At 60.9% G+C, this 24,542-nt stretch carries 19 protein-coding genes and 2 riboswitches; of the genes, 11 read left to right on the top strand and 8 right to left on the bottom strand.

From position 1 onward, the window contains the following. The 7 genes from ABDK06_RS13315 (at nucleotide 1) to ABDK06_RS13345 (ending at nucleotide 8,312) form a co-directional block, all read left to right on the top strand. A complete protein-coding gene (locus tag ABDK06_RS13315; RefSeq protein WP_394941805.1) occupies nucleotides 1–894 on the top strand; it encodes a LysR family transcriptional regulator in 894 nt (297 codons plus the stop codon). Nucleotides 895–995: 101 nt separating this feature from the next. Further along, nucleotides 996–1,697, top strand: coding sequence for a type 1 glutamine amidotransferase domain-containing protein (locus ABDK06_RS13320; RefSeq protein ID WP_394941807.1), 702 nt, complete (start codon nucleotides 996–998; stop codon nucleotides 1,695–1,697). A gap of 283 nt (nucleotides 1,698–1,980) precedes the next feature. Continuing rightward, the gene (locus ABDK06_RS13325; protein WP_394941809.1) at nucleotides 1,981–3,306 is read left to right on the top strand and encodes an MFS transporter; all 1,326 of its coding nucleotides are present in this window, start codon (nucleotides 1,981–1,983) and stop codon (nucleotides 3,304–3,306) included. 35 nt (nucleotides 3,307–3,341) lie between these two features. Then, nucleotides 3,342–5,981, top strand: a complete 2,640-nt coding sequence (locus ABDK06_RS13330; protein WP_394941811.1) for a beta-mannosidase — start codon at nucleotides 3,342–3,344, stop codon at nucleotides 5,979–5,981. Between the two features lie 76 nt (nucleotides 5,982–6,057). Then, nucleotides 6,058–7,089 carry an ROK family protein gene (locus ABDK06_RS13335; protein ID WP_394941813.1) on the top strand — a complete coding sequence of 344 codons (1,032 nt, stop codon included), beginning with the start codon at nucleotides 6,058–6,060 and terminating at the stop codon, nucleotides 7,087–7,089. A gap of 52 nt (nucleotides 7,090–7,141) precedes the next feature. Then, nucleotides 7,142–7,729 carry a TetR/AcrR family transcriptional regulator gene (locus tag ABDK06_RS13340; protein WP_394941815.1) on the top strand — a complete coding sequence of 196 codons (588 nt, stop codon included), beginning with the start codon at nucleotides 7,142–7,144 and terminating at the stop codon, nucleotides 7,727–7,729. Nucleotides 7,730–7,793: 64 nt separating this feature from the next. Next, nucleotides 7,794–8,312: a DUF6314 family protein gene (locus ABDK06_RS13345; protein WP_394941817.1), complete on the top strand. Its 519-nt coding sequence runs from the start codon at nucleotides 7,794–7,796 to the stop codon at nucleotides 8,310–8,312. On the opposite strand, the gene ABDK06_RS13350 is transcribed toward ABDK06_RS13345, so the two are convergent. After that, nucleotides 8,296–10,182, bottom strand: coding sequence for an ABC transporter ATP-binding protein (locus ABDK06_RS13350; protein WP_394941819.1), 1,887 nt, complete (start codon nucleotides 10,180–10,182; stop codon nucleotides 8,296–8,298). The two genes, ABDK06_RS13345 and ABDK06_RS13350, sit on opposite strands and share 17 nt — an antisense overlap. Nucleotides 10,183–10,367: 185 nt before the next feature. Between ABDK06_RS13350 and ABDK06_RS13355 the strand changes: the two genes are divergently transcribed. The 3 genes from ABDK06_RS13355 to ABDK06_RS13365 are packed head-to-tail and all read left to right on the top strand — an operon-like array spanning nucleotide 10,368 to nucleotide 12,621. Further along, nucleotides 10,368–11,165, top strand: coding sequence for an amino acid ABC transporter substrate-binding protein (locus tag ABDK06_RS13355; protein WP_394941821.1), 798 nt, complete (start codon nucleotides 10,368–10,370; stop codon nucleotides 11,163–11,165). Nucleotides 11,166–11,192: 27 nt separating this feature from the next. After that, nucleotides 11,193–11,852 (top strand): amino acid ABC transporter permease, encoded by a 660-nt coding sequence (locus ABDK06_RS13360; RefSeq protein WP_394941823.1) that lies wholly within the window; start codon nucleotides 11,193–11,195, stop codon nucleotides 11,850–11,852. Beyond that, nucleotides 11,839–12,621, top strand: a complete 783-nt coding sequence (locus ABDK06_RS13365; protein WP_394941825.1) for an amino acid ABC transporter ATP-binding protein — start codon at nucleotides 11,839–11,841, stop codon at nucleotides 12,619–12,621. The genes ABDK06_RS13360 and ABDK06_RS13365 overlap by 14 nt, the downstream gene beginning before the upstream one ends. Nucleotides 12,622–12,640: 19 nt before the next feature. Here ABDK06_RS13365 and helR read toward each other — a convergent pair whose 3' ends face one another. From helR to ABDK06_RS13400, 7 genes are all read right to left on the bottom strand, one after another. Next, nucleotides 12,641–14,860: an RNA polymerase recycling motor ATPase HelR gene (gene helR, locus ABDK06_RS13370; protein ID WP_394941956.1), complete on the bottom strand. Its 2,220-nt coding sequence runs from the start codon at nucleotides 14,858–14,860 to the stop codon at nucleotides 12,641–12,643. A gap of 323 nt (nucleotides 14,861–15,183) precedes the next feature. Further along, nucleotides 15,184–18,213, bottom strand: coding sequence for an alpha-mannosidase (locus ABDK06_RS13375; RefSeq protein WP_394941827.1), 3,030 nt, complete (start codon nucleotides 18,211–18,213; stop codon nucleotides 15,184–15,186). Nucleotides 18,214–18,494: 281 nt separating this feature from the next. Next, nucleotides 18,495–18,992 carry an HNH endonuclease gene (locus tag ABDK06_RS13380; RefSeq protein ID WP_394941829.1) on the bottom strand — a complete coding sequence of 166 codons (498 nt, stop codon included), beginning with the start codon at nucleotides 18,990–18,992 and terminating at the stop codon, nucleotides 18,495–18,497. 225 nt (nucleotides 18,993–19,217) lie between these two features. Further along, nucleotides 19,218–20,006, bottom strand: coding sequence for an NlpC/P60 family protein (locus tag ABDK06_RS13385; RefSeq protein WP_394941831.1), 789 nt, complete (start codon nucleotides 20,004–20,006; stop codon nucleotides 19,218–19,220). Nucleotides 20,007–20,105: 99 nt separating this feature from the next. Next, the gene (locus tag ABDK06_RS13390; RefSeq protein ID WP_394941833.1) at nucleotides 20,106–20,732 is read right to left on the bottom strand and encodes a C40 family peptidase; all 627 of its coding nucleotides are present in this window, start codon (nucleotides 20,730–20,732) and stop codon (nucleotides 20,106–20,108) included. Between the two features lie 143 nt (nucleotides 20,733–20,875). Further along, nucleotides 20,876–21,050: riboswitch (cyclic di-AMP (ydaO/yuaA leader) on the bottom strand. 236 nt (nucleotides 21,051–21,286) lie between these two features. Next, nucleotides 21,287–22,165: a M23 family metallopeptidase gene (locus tag ABDK06_RS13395; protein WP_394941835.1), complete on the bottom strand. Its 879-nt coding sequence runs from the start codon at nucleotides 22,163–22,165 to the stop codon at nucleotides 21,287–21,289. 7 nt (nucleotides 22,166–22,172) lie between these two features. Beyond that, nucleotides 22,173–22,346: riboswitch (cyclic di-AMP (ydaO/yuaA leader) on the bottom strand. Between the two features lie 107 nt (nucleotides 22,347–22,453). After that, nucleotides 22,454–23,152, bottom strand: a complete 699-nt coding sequence (locus ABDK06_RS13400) for a metal-dependent transcriptional regulator (protein ID WP_394941837.1) — start codon at nucleotides 23,150–23,152, stop codon at nucleotides 22,454–22,456. Between the two features lie 185 nt (nucleotides 23,153–23,337). Between ABDK06_RS13400 and serC the strand changes: the two genes are divergently transcribed. Continuing rightward, entirely contained in the window at nucleotides 23,338–24,468 is a 1,131-nt protein-coding gene (gene serC, locus ABDK06_RS13405; protein ID WP_394941839.1) for a phosphoserine transaminase, read from the top strand. Nucleotides 24,469–24,542: the final 74 nt, after the last annotated feature.

Here is a 24,542-nt window from a genome sequence, read left to right on the forward strand (position 1 = left end):
ATGATGAACTTCGAGCATCTGCGCACTTTCGTCACGGTGTACCGTGCGGGTTCGCTGACTGAAGCCGCGAATCTGCTCGGCATTTCACAACCGACGGTTTCAGCCCATATCCAATCCCTCGAGGCGGTCTTCGGATTCGCCCTGTTCGTGCGCAATCACTCCGGGGTATCGGCGACCGGGAAGGGTAGCGAGCTCGCCCGGGAGCTCGCCGCGCACGTCGATGCTCTCGATGACATCGCTGCTCTGTCAGCCTCGGCGAGCACGCAGCCCCGGGCAATCCATATTGGCGGCCCAGCAGAACTCCTGGGCACCATGGTCATGCCGCGCCTTCGTGAGCTCAGTGAAGCCGTCGGTGCGCCGCTCTGGTTCGAATTCGGTCTCGCGGACGACCTCCTCGAAGAACTGCGGACCGGCTCACTCGATGCCGTGATCAGCGCCATCCGCCCGCGCATCAACGGGATCACCGCGACCGCGCTCTACGACGAAGAGTTCGTGCTCGTCGCCGCTCCAGCATGGCAACAACTATCCGATAGCGCAGTGACCTCCGACATCAATCGATGGACCCAGATCCCGGTCATTGCCTACGCCGAAAATCTTCCGATCGTTCGGAGGTATTGGCGGACAGTCTTCGGCCGACGCCCCCAGGAATTGCGACTCAGCGCGGTTGTGCCCGACCTGCGTAGTATCCGCTCAGCACTCATCGCCGGTGCCGGTATGTCGGTGCTGCCGCACTACCTGGTCACCGAGGACCTCAAAAACGGAGCGCTCACCCTGCTGCACACCCCGGAGTTCGCCCCGCTCAACACCGTTCACCTGGCAACCCGCAGCGGCGATATCTCTCGCATCCCGCGGTTGCGCTCACTGGCGGACGAGTTGAGCCGGATCATCCGCTGAGCCGCAGCTGGGGCATAAATTTACTGATGGAATCCATCAGAATTCCGATCGTCGGCGTTGCCCTTCAGGACGAGACTTACAAGGTCGAAAGGAATGTCCCTATGTCTCATATTCTCATGGTCGTTACCGCCGCCGATTCGCTCACCCTCGCCGACGGCAGCTCCTACCCCACCGGCTTCTGGGCCGAAGAACTCGTCGTCGCACACCGCGATCTCTCAGAAGCTGGCCATCAAATCACCATCGCCACCCCGGGCGGCGTCAAGCCGACGGTTGACCCCGGCTCACTCTCCGCATCGGTGGTCGGCGACCAAGCTCGTGTTGACGAGTTCGCCGCCTATATCGCAGCAATTGACGCCAGCCTGGCTCATCCGCTTTCTCTCGACGACGTCGTGCTCGCCGACTACGAAGCGATCGTGCTGCCCGGTGGCCACGGCCCGATGGCCGACCTCGCCACCGATGCCACCCTCGGCTCGATCCTCACCGCAGCAAATGCGGCAGGAACCCTCATCGCACCCTTCTGCCACGGCCCAGCTGGCTTGCTCAGCGCCATCAATGCAGAGGGCGTCTTCGCCTTTGCAGGCCGCCGCTTGACTGTCTTCACCGACGAGGAGGAGAAGACCGGTGGACTCGGCGAGAATACGCCCTGGTTCGTCGCCTCAACCCTCGCCGAGCGCGGCGCAATCGTCGAAGGCGGCGCGCCCTGGACCAGCCACGTAGTGCGTGATGGAAACCTGATCAGCGGCCAGAACCCGCAGTCCAGCGACGCCGTCGCTGCTGAGCTGATCGCTGCACTCGCAAAATAAAAAGTAACAAACCACAAGGCGCCCCTCCCGATTTTGTCGTGGGAGGGGCGCCTTTCTGCTTGAACGCTCCCTGGCTCACCCTGCGCTATCCAACCCTCTCCGGTTAAACCACTGGCTTCCCCGCCGATTCCCCCGCGAGATGAGCCACTCGTGCACCATCTCAGGAATCGCGGATTCGGCGTCTTTCAACCTCCTGCACCTTGCGAAATGAACTACTTATTGACAATTAGTTCTTTTTGGTAGTATCTTTCATATTATTGAATGTATCGCACAAAGGAGTGCCATGGCCGTCGACGCAAGCTCTCTGCCCCCTGCCGATGAGGACTGGTCCACTAAGCCGCGAACTCCCCTCGGACGGCTTGTACCGGCGCTCATGCTCAGTAATATCGGACTCTTCATCGCGCTGCTCACTCCCCTTCAATTGCTCTTGACCCTGCGGCTGACCGCGATTGCCAACGGCGCAGACGCTACCGCAGCCTTCGGCATCGTGACCGGTTGCGGCGCCATTGTGGCAATGATCGCGAGCCCCATTGCGGGACGGATCAGTGACCGAACCACCTTCCGCTTCGGCCGACGTCGTACCTGGATTCTGTTCGGATCGATCACCGGCGCGTTGCTCTTGCTGGCACTCAGCGTGACGACCGAGGTCTGGCAGGTCGTCGTGCTCTGGTGCCTGGTCCAGGGGCTGACCAACTTCCAATTCGCTGCGACCGGCGCAGTGATGCCGGATCAGGTACCGCCGGAGCGGCGAGGCGGGGTCTCCGGCCTACTGGGCGTCACCCTGGCCATTGGCCCGCTGATCGGTATTGCCCTGGTCAATGGCTTCACCCCGGATTCCGCTGCTCAATGGCAAATCATCGCAGTGGTTTCGGTCGCGCTGACGATCATCGCAGTGTTCCTGATCAAAGAACAACGCCATCTTCAAAGCAGCCATCCAAAACAGCTCAATCTGCTGTCTCTGGCGAAGTCCTTCTGGCTCAACCCTCGCAAACACCCGGCCTTCGGCTGGGCCTGGATCGTACGCTTCCTGATCACCTGTGGTTATGCCGCAGGCGGCTATGGTGCTTTCTACTTACTGCAGCGTTTCGGCGTGAGTACTGAGGAACTCGGCCATATTATGCTCGGCCTCTCCTCACTGAGCGTCGTCTCGCTCGTGCTTTCCAGCCTGCTCGCCGGGTATCTCTCCGATCTCGTGAAACGTCAGAAACCGTTCGTGATCATTGCCGGCGTGCTCTCGGGCGGCGGTTTGATCCTCGCGGCTTTCGCGCCCTCAATCGAATGGTTCATCGTTTCCTCGGTGATCAGCGCGGTAGGCACCGGGGTGTTCTTCTCCATCGATCTAGCGATGTGCGCTCGAGTGCTGCCGAACACCGAAGACACCGGCAAAGACCTCGCTATCATCAACATCGCCAACTCGCTGCCGCAATCGCTGGTGCCTCTTGTCGCACCGCTATTACTCGCTCTCGGCGGCTTCCCTGCGCTGTACCTGAGCCTCGCCGCGCTGGGCTTCCTCGGCTCATTAGCGGTTATCCGGGTTCCCGAGATCGGCCATGAACACGATGAAGGTGGTCGCACGGCTCCAATCACTCGCACTCTTCCAACCCGCTGATGCCCACCCGTTAAATTCGACGAAAGAACCTTACCGTGACTGTCATTTCCAACGCTCTGGCCGACTTCAAGCTACTGGCAACTCCGATTGGCGCGGAACTCGATTCCGCTGATCCTGAGACTTGGGCTGAAGCCGATGATTGGCTTCCCGCAGTGGTTCCGGGCGGAGTCCATGAATCACTGCTTGCCGCTGGCACCATTGAGGATCCTTATTACGATCGCAATGAGGCTTCAGTGCGCTGGATCGAAGAGCGGGATTGGTGGTTCCGCAGCAGTTTTGAAGGCCCCGCTGATCTCACCGCAGGCGAACGGCTCCGCCTGATCTTCCATGGGCTAGACACCGTGGTGGATATCTTCCTCAATGGCGAGTTGCTCGGTTCACACGAGAATATGTTCCGCCCCGCAATCTACGATGTCACCACCAAACTGCAACCGAAGAACACCCTGCTGCTCCGCTTCTCACCGCCGCTGCACGGCCTGGAGATCCCGAACGCGGTCATCTCGGAAATGACCCGTTTCGCTGAACTCTCTGCCGCAATGGCTGGAACCGAAGCACCCGAAGAGGGTGCGGAAATGGCGAACCCGTTCTCCGAGATGCTTCCGCTGTCAACTCTGCGCCGAAAGGCAGCCTTCTCCTGGGGCTGGGATTTCGGCCCACGAATTCCTTCCATTGGCATTTGGCGCCCCGTCGAGTTGGTTCGCGAACAGCACGCGGTGATCACCTCGCACTTTGTCAGCACTGAGCAGGTCGATGCTGAAGCGCGAACGGCTAAGCTACGGCTCTCCGTGGAGGCAGATGTGCTGGATTCCAGCGGACCTCTCGCCGCTCAAATCACCCTTGTCTCCCCGAGCGGACAAGATACCAGCGTCAAATTCGAGTTGGCAGCCCTGAACGATAGAGCAGTGGGCAGCATAGAGCTCACGCTGAAGGACGTCGACCTTTGGTGGACTCATGATCTCGGCACTCCATCGCTGTACCAGGTGCAAGTCACCCTGTCCGAGAACGACGTCGAACTTCACCGAGTGGATGACCGAATCGGCATCCGCAGCATCACCCTCGATCGTCAGCCGGATACCGAGGGCGGCAACCTCTTCCGCTTCATCCTCAATGGCACTCCGATCTTCGCTCGGGGCGGGGCCTGGCTGCCCGCTAGCATGCTGGTCGGCTCGGTGACTCCGGAGCGCTACCGCGAACTCGTGCAGCGGGCGCACGACGGCAATATGAACATGCTGCGGGTCTGGGGTGGCGGCGTGTATGAGCACGATGCTTTCTATACCGCCTGCGACGAATTAGGCCTCCTGGTCTGGCAGGATTTCATGTTCGCCTGCATCGACTACCCGAGCGCGGATCCCCATCTACAAGCCGAAGTCGCCCTGGAAGCCGAGTACCAAGTGCGGCGGCTACGCAACCGGGCCTGCATCGCGCTCTGGTGCGGCAACAATGAAGTCCAAGCCCTGCACGGCGCCGCCTATCAGAACTACGAGCCCGGCGACTGGGGCTACGATTTCTTCTTCCGGATCCTCCCTGAAGCGGTTGAGAAATTCGGTGGCACCGTCGAGTACTGGCCCGGCAGCCCCTGGGGCGTAGCGGAGGCCGAAGGCTTTATGGCGGCCAATGGCGTCCTGGACGGGGATCGGCACGCTTGGGAAGTTTGGCACGGCATAAACCTCGGCCCAGAGAAGAAGGATTTCCCCACTCTCGGCGATGCCCGTCACTTCCGTCGTTACGCCGATGACTCGGGCAAATTCATCAGCGAGTTCGGCATTCATGCCTCCCCGGAGTTGAGCACTCTGCAGCGCTGGATCCCGGCCGAACAACTCTCGGTGCACAGCCCTTCCTTCGACGAGCACAACAAGGATCACCCCAAAGACAAGGGCGATGCGATGCTCGAAGTCATCACCGGGCTGCCTCAGGGCATCGAGCAATACGTCGATTTCACCATGGCGGTGCAAGCGGAGGGCCTGAAGTTCGGCATCGAACACTACCGGCGCCGTCAGCCCCATTGCAGCGGCACGCTGATCTGGCAGTTCAACGACGTCTGGCCCGGATTCAGCTGGTCGATCCTTGATTACGACGCCGTCCCCAAGGCCGGCTATTACTTCACCAAGCGGGTCTACGCCCCGGTGATCGCGAGCTTCCGTGACGATCAGAACGGCACTTTCGAGCTCTGGATCACCAACTCCGGACCGGAAACCGTCACGACCGAGGCAATCGTCTCGCTGGAGAACTTCGATGGCTCGGTGGATAGCCAGCAGACCATCAGTGTCACCGTGCACCCCGGGGAAAGCAGCTCGGTCTGGAGCATCGACGCCGCAACGATTCCCTCCACCACGAACCGCTATCTGCGGGTCGAGAGCCCGGATTCGGCTTTTCCGGTCAACCGCAAATTCCTCGCCGAGATCAAGGACCTGGAATTCGGCCCCTCGACCCTGGAGACCAAGATCGAGAGAACCGGACCGCACTCCGCTACCATCGAGCTGACCTCTCGTGGCTATAGCTATCTGGCGCGGGTGCTCTCTCCCGCACCAGGGGCGCGTTTCGACGACAACTACGTCGATCTGCGCGATGGCGAGGTGATTCGGATCCACCTCGATGGCCTGAACGAGGACTTCGATGTCTCCGGGCTGGTGGTGGCCAGCTACCCAGGAAGCCCCGCCGCAACGACTGCTTCCTGATCCGGGCCGCTGCACGTCGACGCCCTGAGGCTCGGCGTGCAGCACCCCGCACCCCCTACCCCGACGATGAGGCCCGATGAGCACCCCGCACTCTTTCAATTCAACACCTGCAACACTGAGCCCTCTTGCCCTGGCCATCGATGTTGGAGGTACCAAAGTTGAGGCGGCACTGATCGACGACGCCGGGGCGGTCTTGGCAGGTTCCCGCCACCGCGCCCCCACCGGCAGCGGGAGCTCAAGAGAAGTCCTCGCCGATGCGGTGCGACGGGTGATCGACCAGACAATGGCGATAGCCCCGGTGGGAAGGGCCGTTGTCGGTGCCGGGATCGGCAGCGCCGGTCCGATCTCGATTCCCGATGGCACGGTGTCCCCCCTCAACCTGCCGAGCTGGCGGAACTATCCGCTGCACGAACTCGTGGCGCATCATTCAGGACTCGGTTCGGAACGCACCGTGCTCCGACTCGACGGTCTGTGCATCTTGCTCGCCGAATACTGGCTCGGTGCTTTACGAGGCTACCGGAATGCGATGGGAATGGTGGTCTCCACCGGCATCGGCGGCGGGCTGATCCTGGAAGGCCGCTTGATCGGCGGACGATCAGGCAATGCCGGGCATATCGGTCAGCTGCAAGTGCGCTCCCACAGCGGAGCCGGCCGAGATCTCTCCAGCACCCTTGAAGGAATGGCCTCCGGACCGCGCATTGTGGACTGGGCCAGGCAGCACGGCTGGCCAGGCTCCACCGGTGAAGAGCTCGCCGCCGACTACCGGGAAGGGTCTCCTCTGGCGATCGCCGCCGTGCAGCGCTGCGCCAGGGCGATCGGCACTGCCATCGCTTCCGCGTCGGCGCTCCTCGATCTGGAAGCGGTGGCCATCGGCGGCGGTTTCGCCCGGATCACCCCTGATCTCTTCAGGATGATCCAGCTCGTGGTGGAGGACACCGCCGCGCTGGATACGATCCGGGGTATCGACGTCGTGCCGGCCGCACTGGCAGATGAGGGCCCCTTGATCGGAGCAGCAGGGCTGGTGCACCGCAGCGATCTCTTGCCCAATCACTCAGCTTCGGCGTCGCTGAATGAGATCGCCTCGAGCTTGGCGAGGGAAAGCATCTAGTAAGCAGTAATACCCAAAAGAAATCAATTATCGAAGACGATAGGATGCCGATATGGGATTACGAGAACGAAAAGCTGTCCGAACCCGACAAACCATCCTCGAGGTGGGCTTCGAGTTCTTCACCCAGAAGGGCTACGACCGAACCACCATGGAGGAGATCGCAGAAAAAGCCGATATCAGTCTCTCCACCCTGTACCGGTACTTCCCCACCAAAGACCTGATCGTGTTAGATCCGATCATCGGAGGCCTCGGCATGGTTCCGAGAATACTGGGGGACCGCCCAGCAGAGGAAAGCATTGAAGTGGCTCTGGGATACGCGCTGAAAGAGTATCTGCAGTTCTACGACGAAAACGCCGATCAGATCAACCAGCTCCGTGCGATTCTCGACACCACCACCCGCCCGCGCGCCCAGCTGTGGGACCTGCAGAATCAAGAAATTCAGTTGCTCGAAGAGGCGATCGCCCGTCGTTGCGGCGACAAGGTGAATAGCCTCTGGGTCTCCGCGGCTGCCCACGCCACTTCGATGATCTACGCCATCGCCATAGAGCACTCCCGCGATGGAAAGCGAAAGGCGACGGATATCGCCCATGAGCTCGACGTCATCCTTCGGTCAACTCCCGTGGTGATCCCCCGGCTTTGATCCCCTTCCGCCACGGACTACCTGTCATAGGGCACCCGAACCATCTTTGAATTAGGCTGTTCTCATGCCCCCCAGCAGTTCTCCGCAAGTAGTCCCGGCGGCGGCTCAGCAGCCAGTCGCAATCTCCAATCTGGCTGCTTTTCTGCTCGGTTCCTGGCGCATTGAACGGACTCTGCTAGAACGCAGCACCGGCCAGCGGGGCGAGTTTCAGGGCGATCTGGAATTCAGTTCCAGCCATTCCGGCCTGCACTATCGGGAATCGGGCACCCTGCGCTGGGATGCTCCGCAAGAAGTCGGCTCAGCGCCGCGCGACCACCGAGTGCCCGTCAAACGGGACTACCTACTACGTGCCACGCCCGATCCGCGCGTGCTGGACTGGTATTTCGACTACGGCGATTATTTTCATCAACTCGATCTGAGTTCGGGCCGCTGGCAAACTGAGCATCCTTGCTCAGCGGATCTGTATCGAGTGGACTACACGGTGCTCGACGCCGAGCACCTGCGAGTCATCTGGGAGGTCGCCGGCCCCCACAAGGATCAGCTCATCAGTTCCAGCTGGTCCCGGCTCAGTGCGAGTCCCTGACCTCAGCCGAACCGGAGGCGAACTGCGTCTCGTATAACTCGGTATAGCGGCCCTGCAACGCCAGCAGCTCGTCATGGCTGCCCCTTTCCAGCACCGCACCCCCCTCCACCACGAGAATCTGATCCGCTTCGCGAATGGTGGAGAGCCGATGAGCGATCACAATCGCGGTGCGGCCTCGCAGCGCCTCGCCCAAGGCAGCCTGGACCGCGGCCTCATTGGTCGAGTCAAGCGCAGCGGTGGCCTCATCCAGGATCACTACGGCGGGCTGCACAAGAAGCAGTCTGGCGATCGTCAGCCGCTGCCTCTCACCCCCGGAGAGCCGATAGCCGCGCTCCCCGACCACGGTGTCCAGGCCGTCGGGCATGGCGGCAATCACGTCAGCGAGCCGCGCCCGGCGCAGCGCTGACCAGATGTCTTCCTCGCTGGCCTCAGGCTGGGCGAGCAGCAAATTGCCCCGAATGGAATCGTGGAACAAATGCCCGTCCTGAGTGACCATACTCAAAGAAGCTCGAAGCGACTCAAAGGTGGTATCCCTGACATCCACCCCGCCGAGCCGCACTGCCCCGGAATCCACATCGTATAGCCGGGAGAGCAGCTGGGCGATCGTCGATTTTCCCGCTCCGGAGGATCCCACCAGGGCGATCGTCTGACCGGGTTCCGCGGTGAAACTCACACCGTGCAGCACTTCCTCGCCGCCGCGAGCATCCAGGATCGCCACTTCCTCCAACGAGGCCAGCGAGACCTTATCCGCTGAGGGGTAACCGAACCGGACCGAATCGAATTCCACACTGAGCGGGCCTTCGGGCAGCGGCCGGGCATCAGGCTTCTGCTGAATCAGCGGCTTCAGATCGAGGATCTCGAAAACCCTGGCGAAACTCACCAGGGCGCTCATCGTGTCCACCCTGGCACTCGCCAGCGCGGTGAGCGGCGCATAGAGCCGGGTGAGCAGCAGAGCCAACACGACGACGTCGCCCGCCGCCAGATCTCCACGCAGCGCGAAATAGCCGCCCAAACCATAGACCAGGGCGAGCGCTAGGGCTGAGACCAGAGTGAGCGCGGTGACGAAGACGAATTGCATCATGGTGGTCCGCACGCCGATGTCGCGCACCAGGCTGGCCCGGACCTCGAACTCCCGGGATTCCTCAGCGGGTCTTCCGAAGAGCTTCACCAAAGTGGCCCCGGGAGCGGAGAATCGCTCGGTCATCTGGATGCTCATACTGGCATTGAGATTGACCGACTCCTTGCGCAGCCCAGCCACCTTACGGCCGAACCGGCGCGCCGGCAGTAAGAAAATGGGCAGCAGCAGCAAAGCGATCACGGTGACCTGCCAGGACGTTCCGAGCATCACGATCAGGGTCAGCACCAGGGTGACCAGATTGCTCACGATCCCGGAGAGCGTGCCGCTGAAGGCCTGCTGCGCTCCGATCACGTCGTTGTTCAGCCGGCTCACCAAAGCACCGGTACGGGTCCGAGTAAAGAAGGCGATCGGCATTTTCTGCACGTGGTCGAAGACCTTGGTCCGCAGGTCGAGGATGACGTCCTCTCCGAGTCTGGAGGAGAGCCAGCGCACCAATAGGCCCACCCCGGCGTCGAGTAAGGCGACCAGCGCGATCAGTGCCGAAAGAGTGAGAATCAACTGCAGATCGGTGCGAGCCACAATGGCGTTCACGATCTGTCCCGCAAGCAAGGGGGTAGCCACCGCAATGAACGCCGAAGCCACCGAGAGCGCCACGAAAATCACCAGCCGCCAGCGATACGGTCCGGCGAAGGCGAAGGTTCGCTTCAGGGTGTCTTTCTTGATGCCGCCATCGTCGTCCTTGGCACTCGCGGTGCTCCACAACGAATGCCACGCGGCATTTTCCATACTCAAAGCGAGGTCCCCATCTCTTTCGGCACAATCAGTAAGGTAGCGCGAAATACTGACAGTTTGTTCCTAAAACTCCGAACTGTATTGTCATCAGAAGAAATAGAACTGCGGGTTCTGAACGTTTGTGCTGATAATGTCGCACGCTGAGCCTTAGAATCCAGCTGGCTTACAACCGAAAAGGATGATCGATGAAACGCGGAAAAGTTCTGGCCGTCGGCCTGCTGCTCAGCCTCGGATTGGCTGTGGCCGGATGTTCCAGCAGCCCTGCCGATGGTGCTGATCATTCGCTGAGCGATGTCACCAGCAAAGGCGAGCTGGTCATCGCCACCGAGGGGACCTACAAGCCGTTCAGCTACCATGAGGGCGGCTCCGGTTCGCTGACCGGTTACGACGTCGAGGTCGCCGAGGCAGTGGCGGCCAAACTCGGCGTCAAAGCCAAATTCCAGGAGACCCAGTTCGACGGTATCTTCGCGGGCCTGGATGCCAAGCGCTTTGACGTGATCGCCAACCAGATCTCGATCAACCCAGATCGGCAGAAGAAGTATGATTTCTCCGCCCCTTACACCGTCTCGGCGGGGGTGATCGTGACCAAGCAGAGCAATGATTCGATCAAGAGCTTCGATGACCTCAAGGGCAAGACGACCGCACAATCACTGACCAGTAACTGGTACAAGCTGGCTCAGCAGAGCGGTGCAACCGTGCAATCAGTGGAAGGCTGGGCGCAGTCCGTGGCCCTGTTGCAGCAGGATCGAGTGGACGCCGTCGTCAACGATAAGCTCACTTACCTGGACTTCGTGAAGAACACCCCGAATGCCGGACTGAAGATCGCGGCGGAGACCACGGACAAGTCCGAGAGCGCCTTCGCTCTCCGCAAGGGGTCCACCGCCTTGAGTGAGGCGATCAACAAGGCGCTCACCGAGCTGGCTTCGGACGGCACGCTGAGCAAGCTCTCGAAAAAATACTTTGACGCCGACGTTTCCAAGTAGTCCCCGGCAGGCAGGCTAGGCTGAACCATGACATGGGACCTGATCTGGAGTTCGCTCGGGCCGATTTTGCTCGGTGCGGTGCGGGCGACCATACCGCTGGCCCTGGCGTCTTTCGTGCTGGGATTGATCATCGCGCTACTTGTCGCACTAATGCGGCTCAGCCGAAATCCAGTGGTTTCGGGCATCGGGCGCTTCTATATCTCGATTATTCGCGGCACACCCCTGCTCGTGCAGCTCTTCGTGATCTTCTACGGTCTGCCCAGTATCGGGCTCAAGCTTGAGCCGTGGCCCAGCGCCATCATTGCGCTTTCGCTCAATGTCGGTGGTTATGCGGCCGAAGTGATCCGGGCGGCGATCCTCTCGGTTCCCAAGGGGCAGTGGGAGGCCGGCCATATGATCGGCATGTCCCGCTCACTGACTCTGCGGCGGATCATCCTGCCTCAGGCGGCCCGGGTCTCTTTGCCACCGCTGTCCAATACCTTCATCTCATTGGTCAAGGACACCTCACTCGCCTCACTGATCCTGGTCACCGAGCTATTCCGAGAAGCCCAGCAGATCGCTTCGGTGGATGGTGAGTTCATGACGCTGTATCTGGAAGCAGCCGTGGTGTACTGGCTGATCTGCCTTGTGCTCTCCACCATCCAGTCCGCACTGGAAAAGAGATTGGATCGCTATGTCGCCCACTGATTCTCAGCCTCAGGCAGCGGAAGTCGTATTGCAGGTCTCCGGGCTGCACAAGGCATTCGGCTCCAACGAGGTGCTCAAAGGCGTTGATCTGGAGGTCCGGAGAGGCTCGGTGGTGGCCCTAATCGGCCCCTCCGGCTCGGGGAAGACCACGGTGCTCAGGTCTTTGAACGGGCTGGAGACTCCCGACGGCGGGACCGTTACGATCGGCGCGACCACCGTGGACTTCTCGGCGTCCCGAGGCAAGCGGGAACTGGATCAGCTAAGAGACCGCTCCGCGATGGTCTTCCAGCATTACAATCTGTTCCCCCATATGACGGTTCTGCAGAACATCCTGGAAGGCCCGGTGCAGGTCCAGAAGCGACCTCGGGCTGAGGTCAGCGCCGAGGCCGAAGTGCTGCTGGACCGGGTGGGCCTGCTGGCGAAAAAGGACGCCTATCCCTTCGAACTCTCCGGTGGACAGCAGCAACGAGTCGGCATTGTGCGCGCCCTCGCCCTCAAACCGCAGCTACTGCTCTTCGACGAACCGACGTCCGCGCTCGATCCTGAGCTGGTGGGCGATGTGCTCGCCGTGATCAAGGAACTGGCGGAGGAACGCTGGACCATGGTGATCGTCACCCATGAGTTGGCTTTTGCCCGGCAGACCGCGGACGAAGTGGTCTTCATGGACGGCGGAGTCATCGTGGAACGCGGCCCCGCCGCTCAGCTGCTGAGCGCACCTCGCGAACCGCGCACTCAGCAGTTCCTCCAGAGAGTGCTGCACAACTACTGAGTGCGGGGTTTCCGGTGGCCTACGAACCGCTCAAGACAACGAGCTGCGCGGTTGCCCTGGTCATCGCCACGTAGCGATCGACGGCGCCCTCGATCCCCTCGCCAAAGCTCTCTGGTGAAATCAGGATAACCAGGTCAAATTCCAGTCCTTTGACCAGCTCCGGAGTCAGTAAGCTGACCCGTGGGTTCGGCTCAAAGGACAGCGTCTGCGTTTCTAGAGCGCTGATCACGCAGACTATGCCCTCGTCATGAGTCGAGAGCCAGTCGTCGATAATCACCTGGAGCTCCGAAATAGCTGCATAGGTGACCGGAAGGCCATTGCTGCGGATCGACGTCGGCACATTGGCATCCGGCAGCGCAGCCCGAATCACCGGCTCCGCCTCGGTCATCACCTCTTCCGGCGTCCGGTAATTGATGGTCAGCGAGGCCAGCTCCACCCGGTCGAAACCGAGTCGCTCTAGTCGTTGCTGCCAGGACTCGGTGAATCCGTGCCTGGCCTGGGCCCGGTCTCCGACGATGGTGAAGCTCCGGGATGGGCAGCGCAGCAGCATCATCTGCCACTGCGCATCGGTGAGTTCCTGCGCTTCGTCGACCACGATATGCGCAAACGGACCGGCGAGCAGTTCCGGACCGGCCGCCGCAGCGGCCTCGTCGTGAATCAAGGCGGCCCGCAGATCCTGGCCGCGTAACATGGACATCACGCCCAGCTCAGAGTCGTCGTCCCTGATCAGATCAGTCACCACATCGGACATACGTTCCTGTGCTGCGGCGGCAGCGGCAGCCTGGCGTTGCCGCCGTCGTGAAGCCTCCGGATCGCCGAGCCGCAATCTCGCAATGTCGAGAAAGGGCAGATCTGAAACCGTCCAGGCGCTGGGCTGAGCACGCTGCAACGCTGAGATCTCTTCGGATTGCAGCCAGGGGGCGCAGCTTCGCAGATAAGCGGGCACCGACCAGAGGTCACCGACAATTTCGCCAGCTTCAAGCAACGGCCAGGCCTTTGCGAAGGTCTGTACCAGTTCACGGTTGGCCGCGAGCGAGCGGCGCAACCTGCTCTCGACGTCTTCGCCTTTGATCGAGTAGGCATCGAACTCGTCTTCGTCATCCTCCCAGTCCTCCAGTTCCGAACGGTGCTTATCTACCAGGATCCGGATCAGCGCATCCCAGATCTGATCCCGCGCCTCATTGTGTGGAGAAGCTGGATCCGCGGCGGCGAAGGCCTCCGCCCAATCGGCGGCGCTCAACCAGAGATCGGCCCAGGGGGTTTCTACCAGCATTCCGCCGGTAGGAGGTGTTTCATACAGCGCGACGGCGGGTTCAATCGCCGCCACCAATGCTGCAGTCGCCTTCAGCCGGGCCACCTCAGGATCTGTTTCTTCGACGGCGAGAGCACCTTCAGGTACTAAATTCCGCAAGGTGCAAGTCTGCACGCCTTCCTCACCTAGGCTGGGCAGCACATCAGCCACATAGTTCAGATAAGGCTGATGCGGACCGACGAACAGGACCTTGCCGCGATGGTGGCCAAGCTGCGGATCCGCGTAGAGCAAATAGGCGGTGCGATGCAGCGCGACCACTGTTTTACCGGTTCCAGGGCCGCCGTCGACCACGAGTGCGCCCCTCGATCCCGCGCGAATAATTGCGTCCTGATCGGCTTGGATAGTGCCCAGCACATCCCTCATCCGGGGTGATCGATTGCCGCCCAGGCTGGCGATGAACGCCGATTGATCATCGAGCGCAGCACGGCCTTGCAGGCCTTCCGGGGTGAAAACCTCATCCCAGTAGTCGGTGATTCGTCCCTGCGCCCAGCGATAGCGCCGTCTGCTGAGCAGTCCCATGGGGTTGGCGTGCGTCGCACCGAAGAAGGGCTCAGCAGCCGGGCCGCGCCAGTCAAGCAATAGGCGATGGCCGGAGCTGTCGGTCAACCCGAAACGGCCAATATAAACAGGATCGGGATGCTCGGCGCTGATCATCTGCCCTAAACAGAGGTCCAGCCCGAAGCGGCGCAGGGCACGCAGCCGCGCGGTCAGCCGATGGATTTCCTGGTCGCGGTCCAGAGCCGCCTGACCTTTACCCGCTGGGGCCTTGCGCTCGGCCTCAAGGCGCTTGGAAAGCTCGGTTATGCTCTGTTCAAGACTTCGCTCGATGGCGATGAAATGACGCTCGTCCTGGGCGATCAGCGCCGGATCGGCTTTAGCTGAGAGATTCTGGGGAAGGTTAAAGGCGCTACTGGTCAGGGGGCTCATCACGATTGTTCTCGCTCTCATCCTCGCGGCCTTCGGTATTGCTGCCGCGACTGACCATTGTGCGCCTCAGAGGGGGCCTTGCCGCAAGCCCCCTCTCAAGGTATAAATTGAAAATGGAGGCGGGATATCCCACCTCCATTTTTGTGCCCATGACGAAGAAGTACCCGCACCTCGACCAAACAGTGTCCAGCCATCCCACTCAGTGGTACGGAAGTGACAGAAGTGATAACCAAATCGTCACTTCAGCAACTCTGGTAACACTCAGTGGGATAACTGGACGGGGCGGTGCGACTCAGCTGGCCCCGCCCAGTTCTGGAGACCGCTTAGCGTTTGAACCTCAAGGTGAGTATTTGGAAGGGCCGCAAGGTCAGCTCGACCGAGTCAGCGCCCAGCAGCACTCCCACGGGAGCCTCCACTGTTTCTTCCAGCAAGTTGGTAACCTCGACGCCGGTCACCGGGAAGGTCGCCCGGATCAGACCGGTGGACCGCTCCCCCAAGGATTCGTACAGACGGACGACGACGTCTCCCGAGCCGTCCTCGGCGAGCTTGACGGCCTCCACCACCAGGGCGGCATTGAAGACGCTAAACAGCGGTTCCACGGCCTCTGCGCCGCTGATGCTGCGCGGGGCCAGATTGGTCCGATAGCCCTCTTCGACGGCGTCGGCAATCTGGGCGCCGGGGCGAATGGTCACCACCAGCTCGTGCTCTCCCCGATCGGTGAAGGGATCCGGGGATTTAGGTGCCCTGAGCAGGGATAGCCGCACGGTCGTGGTGGTACCGCCATCAGCTTCGCGTACCGCGCGTGTAACGTCGTGCCCGTACGTTGCAGCATTGCTGACCGCCACCCCGTACCCGGCTTCAGCGACGTGGATCCAGCGATGTGCGCAGATCTCGAATTTGGCGGCTTCCCAGGAGGTATTGGTATGCGTCGGTCGGAAGACGTGGCCGAATTGAGTCTCTGAGGCGCTCCGGTCAGCTCTGACATCCAATTCGAAGCCGAGCTTGAGCAGCTTCTGGCTCTCCTGCCAGTCAATGTGATTACTGATGGTCAGCGAGGGCGATCCCGCAGAGAGACTGATCCGCTGGGTGAGCGGCGAGGCGCCGATCAGCCGCTCGACCACGACGACGGCGTCCCACCCCGCGCTCTCCAGCGTCACGGAGCGAGCCTCACGGCAGTCGGTGACATTGTGCCGGTAGAACTCGTCGATGTCCCAGGCATCCCAGGCATTGGGGGTGTCCCTGTGCAGTTCCAGATGATTGCCCGCTCCCCCGGGAGCAATGGCCTCGCGGCCGCTTGCATAGTCCATCAGCGAGGTGACCAGGCCATTGGAGTCGATGACCGCCCGGATGATTCCGTTGTCCAGCACATAGCCGCCGTCGAGTTCGGAGATCTCGACCGGAGCATCAACGCTCACCGCGGGAGCGGCGGCGAGAGCAGGGATGCCCGACCGCTCGTGCGGGGCAGCATTGAAGGTGAATTGGGTGTCGCCTTCACCGACCAGGGCACGCATCGAGGAGGTGATGATTCCTTCGAGCTGCTGGGCGATCGCGGCGTAGTTCCTTTCGGCGTCCTGGTGCACCCAGGCGATTGAGCTGCCCGGCAGAATATCGTGGAACTGCTGCAACAGGACCAGCTGCCAGAGCCTCTTGAGCTCCGCGGCCGGGTAGGCCGATCCTTTGCGCACGGCCGCGGTGGCGGCCCACAGCTCCGCTTCGCGGAGCAGATGCTCGCTGCGCCGGTTGCCCTTCTTGGTGTTCGACTGCGAGGTGTAAGTGCCACGGTGCAATTCCAGGTACATTTCCCCGAGCCACACCGGCGGCGCCGGGTATTCTGCCTGTGCCTGCTCGAAGAAGCTCTTCGCACTGCCCATTCTGACCGCCGGAGAGCCCTCTAACGAGCCGGTGCGCCGCGCCGCGGCGATCATCTCGCGGGTTGGCCCGCCCCCGCCGTCGCCCCAGCCGAAGGGCACCAGGGAGACATTGCTGCGCCCTTTCTCCCGGTAGTTGCTCTGCGCATGAGCCAGCTCGCGCCCGCTCAATTCGCTGTTGTAGGTATCCGCGGGAGGGAAATGCGTGAAAACGCGGGTGCCGTCGATGCCCTCCCATTGGAAGGTGTGGTGCGGCATGACATTGACCTGGTTCCAAGAGATCTTCTGAGTCAGGAACCAGTCGATGCCGGCCGAAGCCACGATCTGCGGCAGGGCGCCCGAATAGCCGAAGGAGTCGGGCAGCCAGGCTTCTTTGCAATCCACCCCGAATTCGCGGCGGAAGAAGCTCTTGCCTTCCAAGAACTGCCGAGCCATCGCCTCGCTGCCGGGCATATTGGTATCGGATTCCACCCACATGCCGCCGACCGGAACGAACTGTCCGGCCGCAACCTTGAGCTTAATGCGCTCGAAAAGCTCCGGGTAGAACTCCTTGATCCAGGAGAGCTGCTGGGCCGAGGAACAGGAGAAGACGAAGTCCGGATGCTCGTCCATCAAAGCCACCACATTGGAGAAGGTGCGGGCGCACTTCCTGATGGTTTCCCGGACCGGCCAGAGCCACGCGGAATCGATGTGCGCGTGCCCGGTGGCCACGATCTGGTGTGCCGAAGCATAAGCAGGCTGACTGAGTACCCCCGCGAGAGCCTCCCTGCCTGCCGCAGCGGTGCCGGAGACGTCATCGGGATCCATCACATCCAGCATCCGCTCCAGGGCACGCAAGATCTCGTGCCTGCGCGGCAGTTCAGTGGGCAACTCGTGCATCAGCCCGGCCAGGGTCCAGACATCCTGCCGCAGCTCCCAGACCGTCTCGTCAAGTACCGCGAGGGCCACTCCACCGAACACGTAGAGCGGCTTCTTGCCCGCGGTTGCTTTATCGCCCAAGGGATTGGGCTGGAAGGTCCAGCCCTGAGCGACGTCGGGGTTTGCCGCAGCCTCGATATAGAAATCGATGGCGCCGTCAGCACCGATGCCCAATCGCTCTACCGGAAGGTATTTATTGCGCGGAGACAACGCTTTGAGGATGCTTCCATCGCGGTGCCAAGCGATGCCTTCACACTGGAAGCCGGGCATCTCATCGCTGTAACCGAGCTCGGCCACGATCTCGAGCCGGTGCCCCGAGGAGAGCAAGTCTTCGGGTAGCTGACCCGTGATGTGCAGCCATCGCGTGCTCCAAGGGGCGCCCCAGGGCTCACCGCTCGTCACGGGCCGATACTGCTGGAGGATCGCCTCACTGAAGGGCACGGGCTCATCTGGCACGTCCCATCCACTCACGGCAAGCGGCAGTGACCTCAGATAGCTTGCCTGATCCAGGCGCTCGCGAACGAACCTGTCCAAGCGGGCCTCAGTCAGATGACGATCATCGTGCACAAGGATCTCCTCCACGGGGATTTTTATCTCTAGTATCGATTTAATCGAGCCTAATCCGGTTAAGCTGATATTGCCAACGCGACAAACCAGCGCTCAGCCTATCCACAAGGTAGGGGCTCGACAAGACATCGAGAGAGGTTGTGAGGAAGTTCCAAGCTTAAGCGAGAGATGCGGTTCAAGTTGTGCTGTACGAGCGCGACAGCGGGGATTTCTCTCACCGATAGGAGCCACGACGTCGCAGAACGTGCTGAGAATCCTTGGCTAAGCGGGCTCTCAGGAACTCAGGCCGCTGATTCGCTCAGAAACGGATCCCATTCAGGAACAGGTTTCTCCAGTTCTCGAATCTGCCAGTGCCCGCCGCGTGGCGGCCGCGGAGTCAGCCGCAACTGCCAATTCATCTCTGCGGGGGTGTGATCTCCCTTGCGGTTATTGCAGCTCAAGCAGCAGGCCACCAGATTCTCCCAGCTATGAGCGCCGCCGCGAGATTTGGGTTGAATGTGATCTATCGTGCTGGCGGATTTTCCGCAGTAACCGCAGCGATGATCGTCCCTCCGCAGAACACCACGCCGGCTGACCGGCGTCTGGCGGTTATACGGCAAGCGAATATAGCGATTGAGCAGAATCACCGAGGGGCGACCCAGAATGTCCTGGGCACCCACCACGGGGTCGTCGCCTTCGGCTAAAACCGAGGCTTTGCCCGCGAGGACAAGGATCAATGCCCGGCGGAAGGTAACAACCGCAAGGGGTTCGTATCCAGCATTCAGAACAAGAGTACGCATAGACGTAGTTCCTCTTCGCTGACCCGGAGTCGTTTCGGCGGAGCCGGCTGCCCTGTCGCAGCCCCGAGTCTTGAACTCAAGACAAGCCTAGGCGGAACACCCATGAATCAGCGAATTCTGCACCGCTCCGCCAGCACGTGTCGGAAAGAATTCACCTGGACGCAACGTTAAAGCACTGGAGTCCCACACCGTACGGTGTGGGACTCCAGTCAAAACTCTCAGGTACTAGTGCCCGATAGCGATGAACGCGGTAGGAGCGCCGCTGCTGATGTTCACCGAGAACAGCGCGGTGGTGCCACCGCTCCAGCCACCGTGCACAGCCATGCCATTACCTACGTAAACCGCGATGTGCTGTCCACCGAAACCGTTGCTGCTGTAATAGACCAAGTCGCCCGGCTGTGCTTCACCCTGGCTGATGGTGCGCCCCAGTGAAAGATAACCCGACGGCCAGCCGTGATAGAAGATGCCAGCGGCGGCCAGGGAGTTACTGGCCAGCGCGGTGCAGTCCTGAGCGACTCCCAGCTGAGCGTAAGCCGCTGCAGCAATGGTCGCGCCGATACCGCTCTTGGAAGCAGTCGGAGCAGCTTTCGTGGCCTGCGGAGCGGCAGGGGCAGCAGCCGGCACTGCCTGAGCAGCGGCCGCAGGCTTCTCAGCTACCGCGGTGGTGCTATTGCTCTGAGCTTCAACGGCAGGAGCGTTCAACTCAGCGGCCGGTGTCGAAGACGAAGCCTTCGGGCTCTGGAAAGTGATCTGAACTTTCGAAGAGGCCGTGACGGCCTGCGACAAGTTCTGAATCTTCAGGGTGGAGGTATTGCTGTCACGCTCGACATCGGTCGGCTGTGCCGCGTTGGCCGCGATCCCCGTGGTCAGCACCAGACCGGATGCTGCCGCAATAACCGCAGCTTGACGACCGACCCCACCGGCGTTGTCGCTGACGGCTTTGGCAATAACTGCTATCGAGCTGGTCTTAGCGACCTCTGCTCGGTGCCGTGCGATCCCTTCACGATTGCTCATGGGTCTCTCTTTCAATTCCTCTTGGCTACGATGCGATGTGTTTGCGTTCATGACACGGAGGTTTTTGTCTGCGAGCCTCCGCGCCCGCTTCTCAAGTGATTAGGGCATGGTGTAGAAAACAGCGGAGCCCACAGCGGTCACCGAGGTGAGCTGAGTTCCGTCGGAGGGGTTCAAAGCACCGATCTCCATACCGTTTCCAACGTAGATTGCCACATGGGAGCCACCGTTCTGAACGACCAGGTCGCCCGGCTTAGGTGTGGAAGTCTGGACCATCACGCCCCACTGATTAGTGCGCGGGATCGAGATGCCGGCCTGGGCATAAGCCCACTGCACGAAGCCTGAGCAGTCCCAACCGGTCACCGGGCTGGTTCCACCGAAAACATAAGCGTGTCCGATGCCGGAGTAAGCAACTGCGGCGACGCCGGAGAGCTTTCCGGATCCTACGGTAGCTTTATCGGGCGATGCGACCTTGGCGGGAGCGGCGGCCGGCGCCTTGGCCTGGCTCTGCTCAACCTGCTGCGAGGCCGGCTTCACGTCCTGAGCCTGCGCATCCACCTGGGTGAGCTCAAGGCTTGAGGCGGTTGCGGGCTGCTGGAACTTGAGAGTGAGATTCTTGGCTGCTGAAACAACCTGAGCGACGTCGGAAGTCGTCCGACTGGATGCTGCGTCCTGAGCTGCGGTGCCATCGGTGTTCGCGGCCAAAGCCGGGATTCCGAAGCTCGTCACAAGCCCAGTGGCCACGGCAACAACAGCTGCCTGACGACCAAAGCTGCCAGCATTTGAAGAAACCGCTTTTGAAATTTCACTCAGGCGATTGCTACTGACAGTGGCCGCGCGGTGGCGACCGATAGATGCCTTTGAAGACACTTTTAACCTCTCCCAAAGCCTGCGAGGTAAGCTGTCGGATTCGGATGGGAGTCACCCGGCCGCATTGACTCATCAGATTGACCGATGAACTTCTGCGGCTTCACCCCAAGGACTTCATTGAAGAAGCCCGCATGTGGTTCCCCCGTCTCTGCCAGACGAATGTTGCGAACGGATCTCGAGGTAATGGCAGAGTTAGGCTATCTACCCGAGAGCGCCAACTTCCTACAAAATTTGGCGCAAAAACAACGGTACATGAGGTTCGGGGGAATGTCACATTCTGATCACGGAAAAGTTATATTTCGGAAACAGCCGTGACAATCCGGTAATTAATCCACTCCGGAGTCTTGCTCTGACCGGCAGTTTTATTCGCGATCAGGCCCTGAAATCAGCAGTGTAAAGATTGTGAAAATTATTTAGAGCCAGCCCATTGGATCAACTGTTTTGTCATTGACCATCACCTCGAAGTGCACGTGACATCCGGTAGAAGCACCGGTGGTTCCACTCAGCGCCACGAGTTCTCCGCGACTCACCTTCTGCCCCACCTTCACCACGAGAGAACTGTTGTGGTTATAGGACGTCGATAAACCATTTCCATGATCGATCACCACCCGGTTGCCACCGCCTCCGCTGTGCCAACCGGCGAAAGTCACAGTGCCACCAGCAGCTGCGAAAACATCGGTGCCGCAGGCTATCGCGAAGTCCTGTCCGGTATGCAGTTCACCCATCGCCCCGGTCAGCGGATTGACTCGATAGCCGAAAGGTGAGGTGGGCACGAGCTTGGTCAAAGGAGCCGCCAGGCTTCCCTTGGCGGCGGCGGGGGTGACCTTTGCCGCCGAGACGCTCAGCGCCTCATGCAATTTGCTGTCCGGATCCAGGCTCCCGGTCGAGCCTGGGCGGCTGAAGCTCAATTCAGCAGTGGCATCCGCGGAAACCGCTGCGGAACTGCCTGCGCTGCTCTGGGCGGCGGCTGGGGCGAACGTCGCTGCGGTACCGGGCACCAGAACCGCCAAGGAGAGCGACGCCGCAGCGAGCACCAAGCCGCTGCGCTGCGCGATCTTGGGGGATCTGAGTGCCGTGGCTTTGCGAACGTCCGTGCTGAGCGCGGCGCTGCGGCGGCCACGAGTCGGAACGGGCGCCGACGGCATCGGAAGGATCTCGGGGCTCAGCTCGACGCGCTGACGAGCGCGGCGAGCGGCGTCTCGCGGCCTGCTCTGAAGTTCGATTGAGGGCGCTGCGAGGGCTTCTCGAGCAGCACTACGCCTGCCGTGCTGTTGTGGTGCTGAAACGCTCAAAGAGCCAGTTTCCTCTCTTGAATCACTTGCGAGGTTAGCTGTCGGATTCGGATCTAGAGAGCGATCCGGCCTTCGGTCTTTCGTTGCTTACGCTTGCTTTGACCGAAGACTTCACCCCAAGACCGGTTATTCAACCGGCCGGTAATGGTTCCCCCGTCCTTGCCTGAACTGCTTATTCTCCGCAACCAGAGGCAAGGCTCAGTGCTGGTTGGGATAACGCCAAAAGATTACGGCGACGAAACTAAATCATACGTCATCGAGCAGTTTGATAACAATTCGTTATACGGCTCAGTCAATGGAGACAAAGACATGCACGGCGACTTCGGGCGGCAGCTCCAAGGCACCCTCCACACCGGGCACTCGAACCGAGATGTACTCCCCGACCTGCTCGAGTGAAATCCTCGCACCAGGTTTCAGCCCGGCCTCGTCGAGCTGACCGAGCAATTCCGGATCGACCTGGATCCGCTCCGAAAGCCTGCCAATGGTGACCTTGGAATCCGGAGTGTACTTCTCCATCGCAGAGACCATATTCACCACCCCGTCGGTGAACTCCCGCGCCTTGTGCCCGCCGAAGGACTCCAGCCCCGGAATCGGATTGCCATACGGTGAATCCTCCGGATGCCCCAATAGCTCGAACAATTTGGCTTCGACCTGTTCGCTCATCACGTGCTCCCAGCGGCAAGCCTCTTCGTGCACATAGGCCCAGTCCAACTTGATCACGTCGGAGAGCAAGCGCTCGGCGAGCCGATGTTTGCGCATCACGCTGGTGGCTCGTTCACGACCCAGCTCAGTGAGTTCGAGGTGCCGATCACCGGAGACGATGACCAGACCATCTCGCTCCATTCGCGCGATGGTCTGCGATACGGTAGGCCCGGAATGATGCAATCGCTCAGCGATCCTCGCGCGAAGAGGCACAATGAGCTCTTCCTCAAGCTCCAGAATCGCCTTGAGATACATCTCTGTAGTGTCGACTAAATCAGCAGTCACCTGAATAACACCCCTTGCATCGCCGCCATACGCTCAAAACCTATATCTAACTTATCCTGCCTGCTGAGTCGCAGAAAATCCTCAGCGCTCAAGCTGATGGCAGAATAAAGACAGCCACCTGTCCAAGACCGAACCTGCCCCTCACGCTGGGGCATCTTCGAACCTGTGCTTTTTGGGAGATCCACGTGACCGACGCCCCCGCATTCCTCCGCATTCCGGCCGATCTGCTGCCTCAGGACGGCCGCTTCGGTGCCGGTCCGTCAAAAACCCGACCGGCACAGCTGGAAGCTCTGCAAGCCGCCGAACGAACCATTCTGGGCACCTCACACCGTCAGGCCCCGGTGAAGAACCTGGTGGGTGATATCCGCTCCGGACTGGCTGAATTCTTCAAAGCCCCCGAAGGATACGAAGTGGTCCTCGGGGTGGGCGGCTCTACGGCGTTCTGGGACGTCGCGACGTTCGGCCTGGTGGAAAGAAAAGCCCAGCACTTGAGTTTCGGCGAATTCGGCTCCAAGTTCGCAGCGGCCACCGATAAAGCGCCATTCCTCGAGGCCTCCTCGATCATCACCTCGGCCCCAGGCAGCCGCCCCAGCCCGGTGGCGGAGCCCGGCGTCGACGTCTACGCATGGCCACATAATGAGACCTCAACCGGCGTGGCTGCGAGCGTGCAACGCGTCACTGGCGGCGATCAAGGCTCGCTCACCCTGATCGACGCCACCTCAGCGGCTGGCGGGCTCGCCGTGGAGATCGCCGAAAGCGATGTCTACTACTTCGCGCCGCAGAAGAATTTCGCTTCAGACGGCGGGCTCTGGCTCGGGCTATTCTCCCCCGCTGCTCTGGAGCGAGCCGCACGGATCAACGCAAGCGAACGCTGGATCCCCGATTTCCTGAACCTGCAGACCGCAATCGATAACTCCCGGCTGAACCAGACTTACAACACGCCTTCACTTACCACTCTGGTGACTCTCAATGAGCAGGTGCGCTGGCTCAACGGGCAGGGCGGTCTGGACTTCGCGACCGCTCGCACCGCGGACTCCGCGCAACGGATCTACTCATGGGCAGAGGCTTCGGCGGTGGCCAGTCCTTTTGTCAGCGATCCGGCAGACCGTTCGCGGGTGATCGCGACCATTGACTTCGCAGATTCGATCGATGCGACGGCTCTCGCGAAAACCCTGCGCGCCAACGGCGTCGTGGACGTCGAGCCCTACCGGAAACTCGGCAGGAACCAACTCCGGATTGCCACCTTCGTGGCCATCGAGCCGGAGGACGTGACTGCCCTGACTCGGTGCATCGACTATGTGATCGAGAACTCCTGAACCTCAGCTCTTTGAATTAAAGGCTGTGGCCGAGCCGCTGAGAGCGACTCGGCCACAGCCTCGCGAAATATTCA

Source organism: Psychromicrobium ferritrahens, from assembly GCF_043789415.1.
Taxonomy (GTDB): domain Bacteria; phylum Actinomycetota; class Actinomycetes; order Actinomycetales; family Micrococcaceae; genus Renibacterium.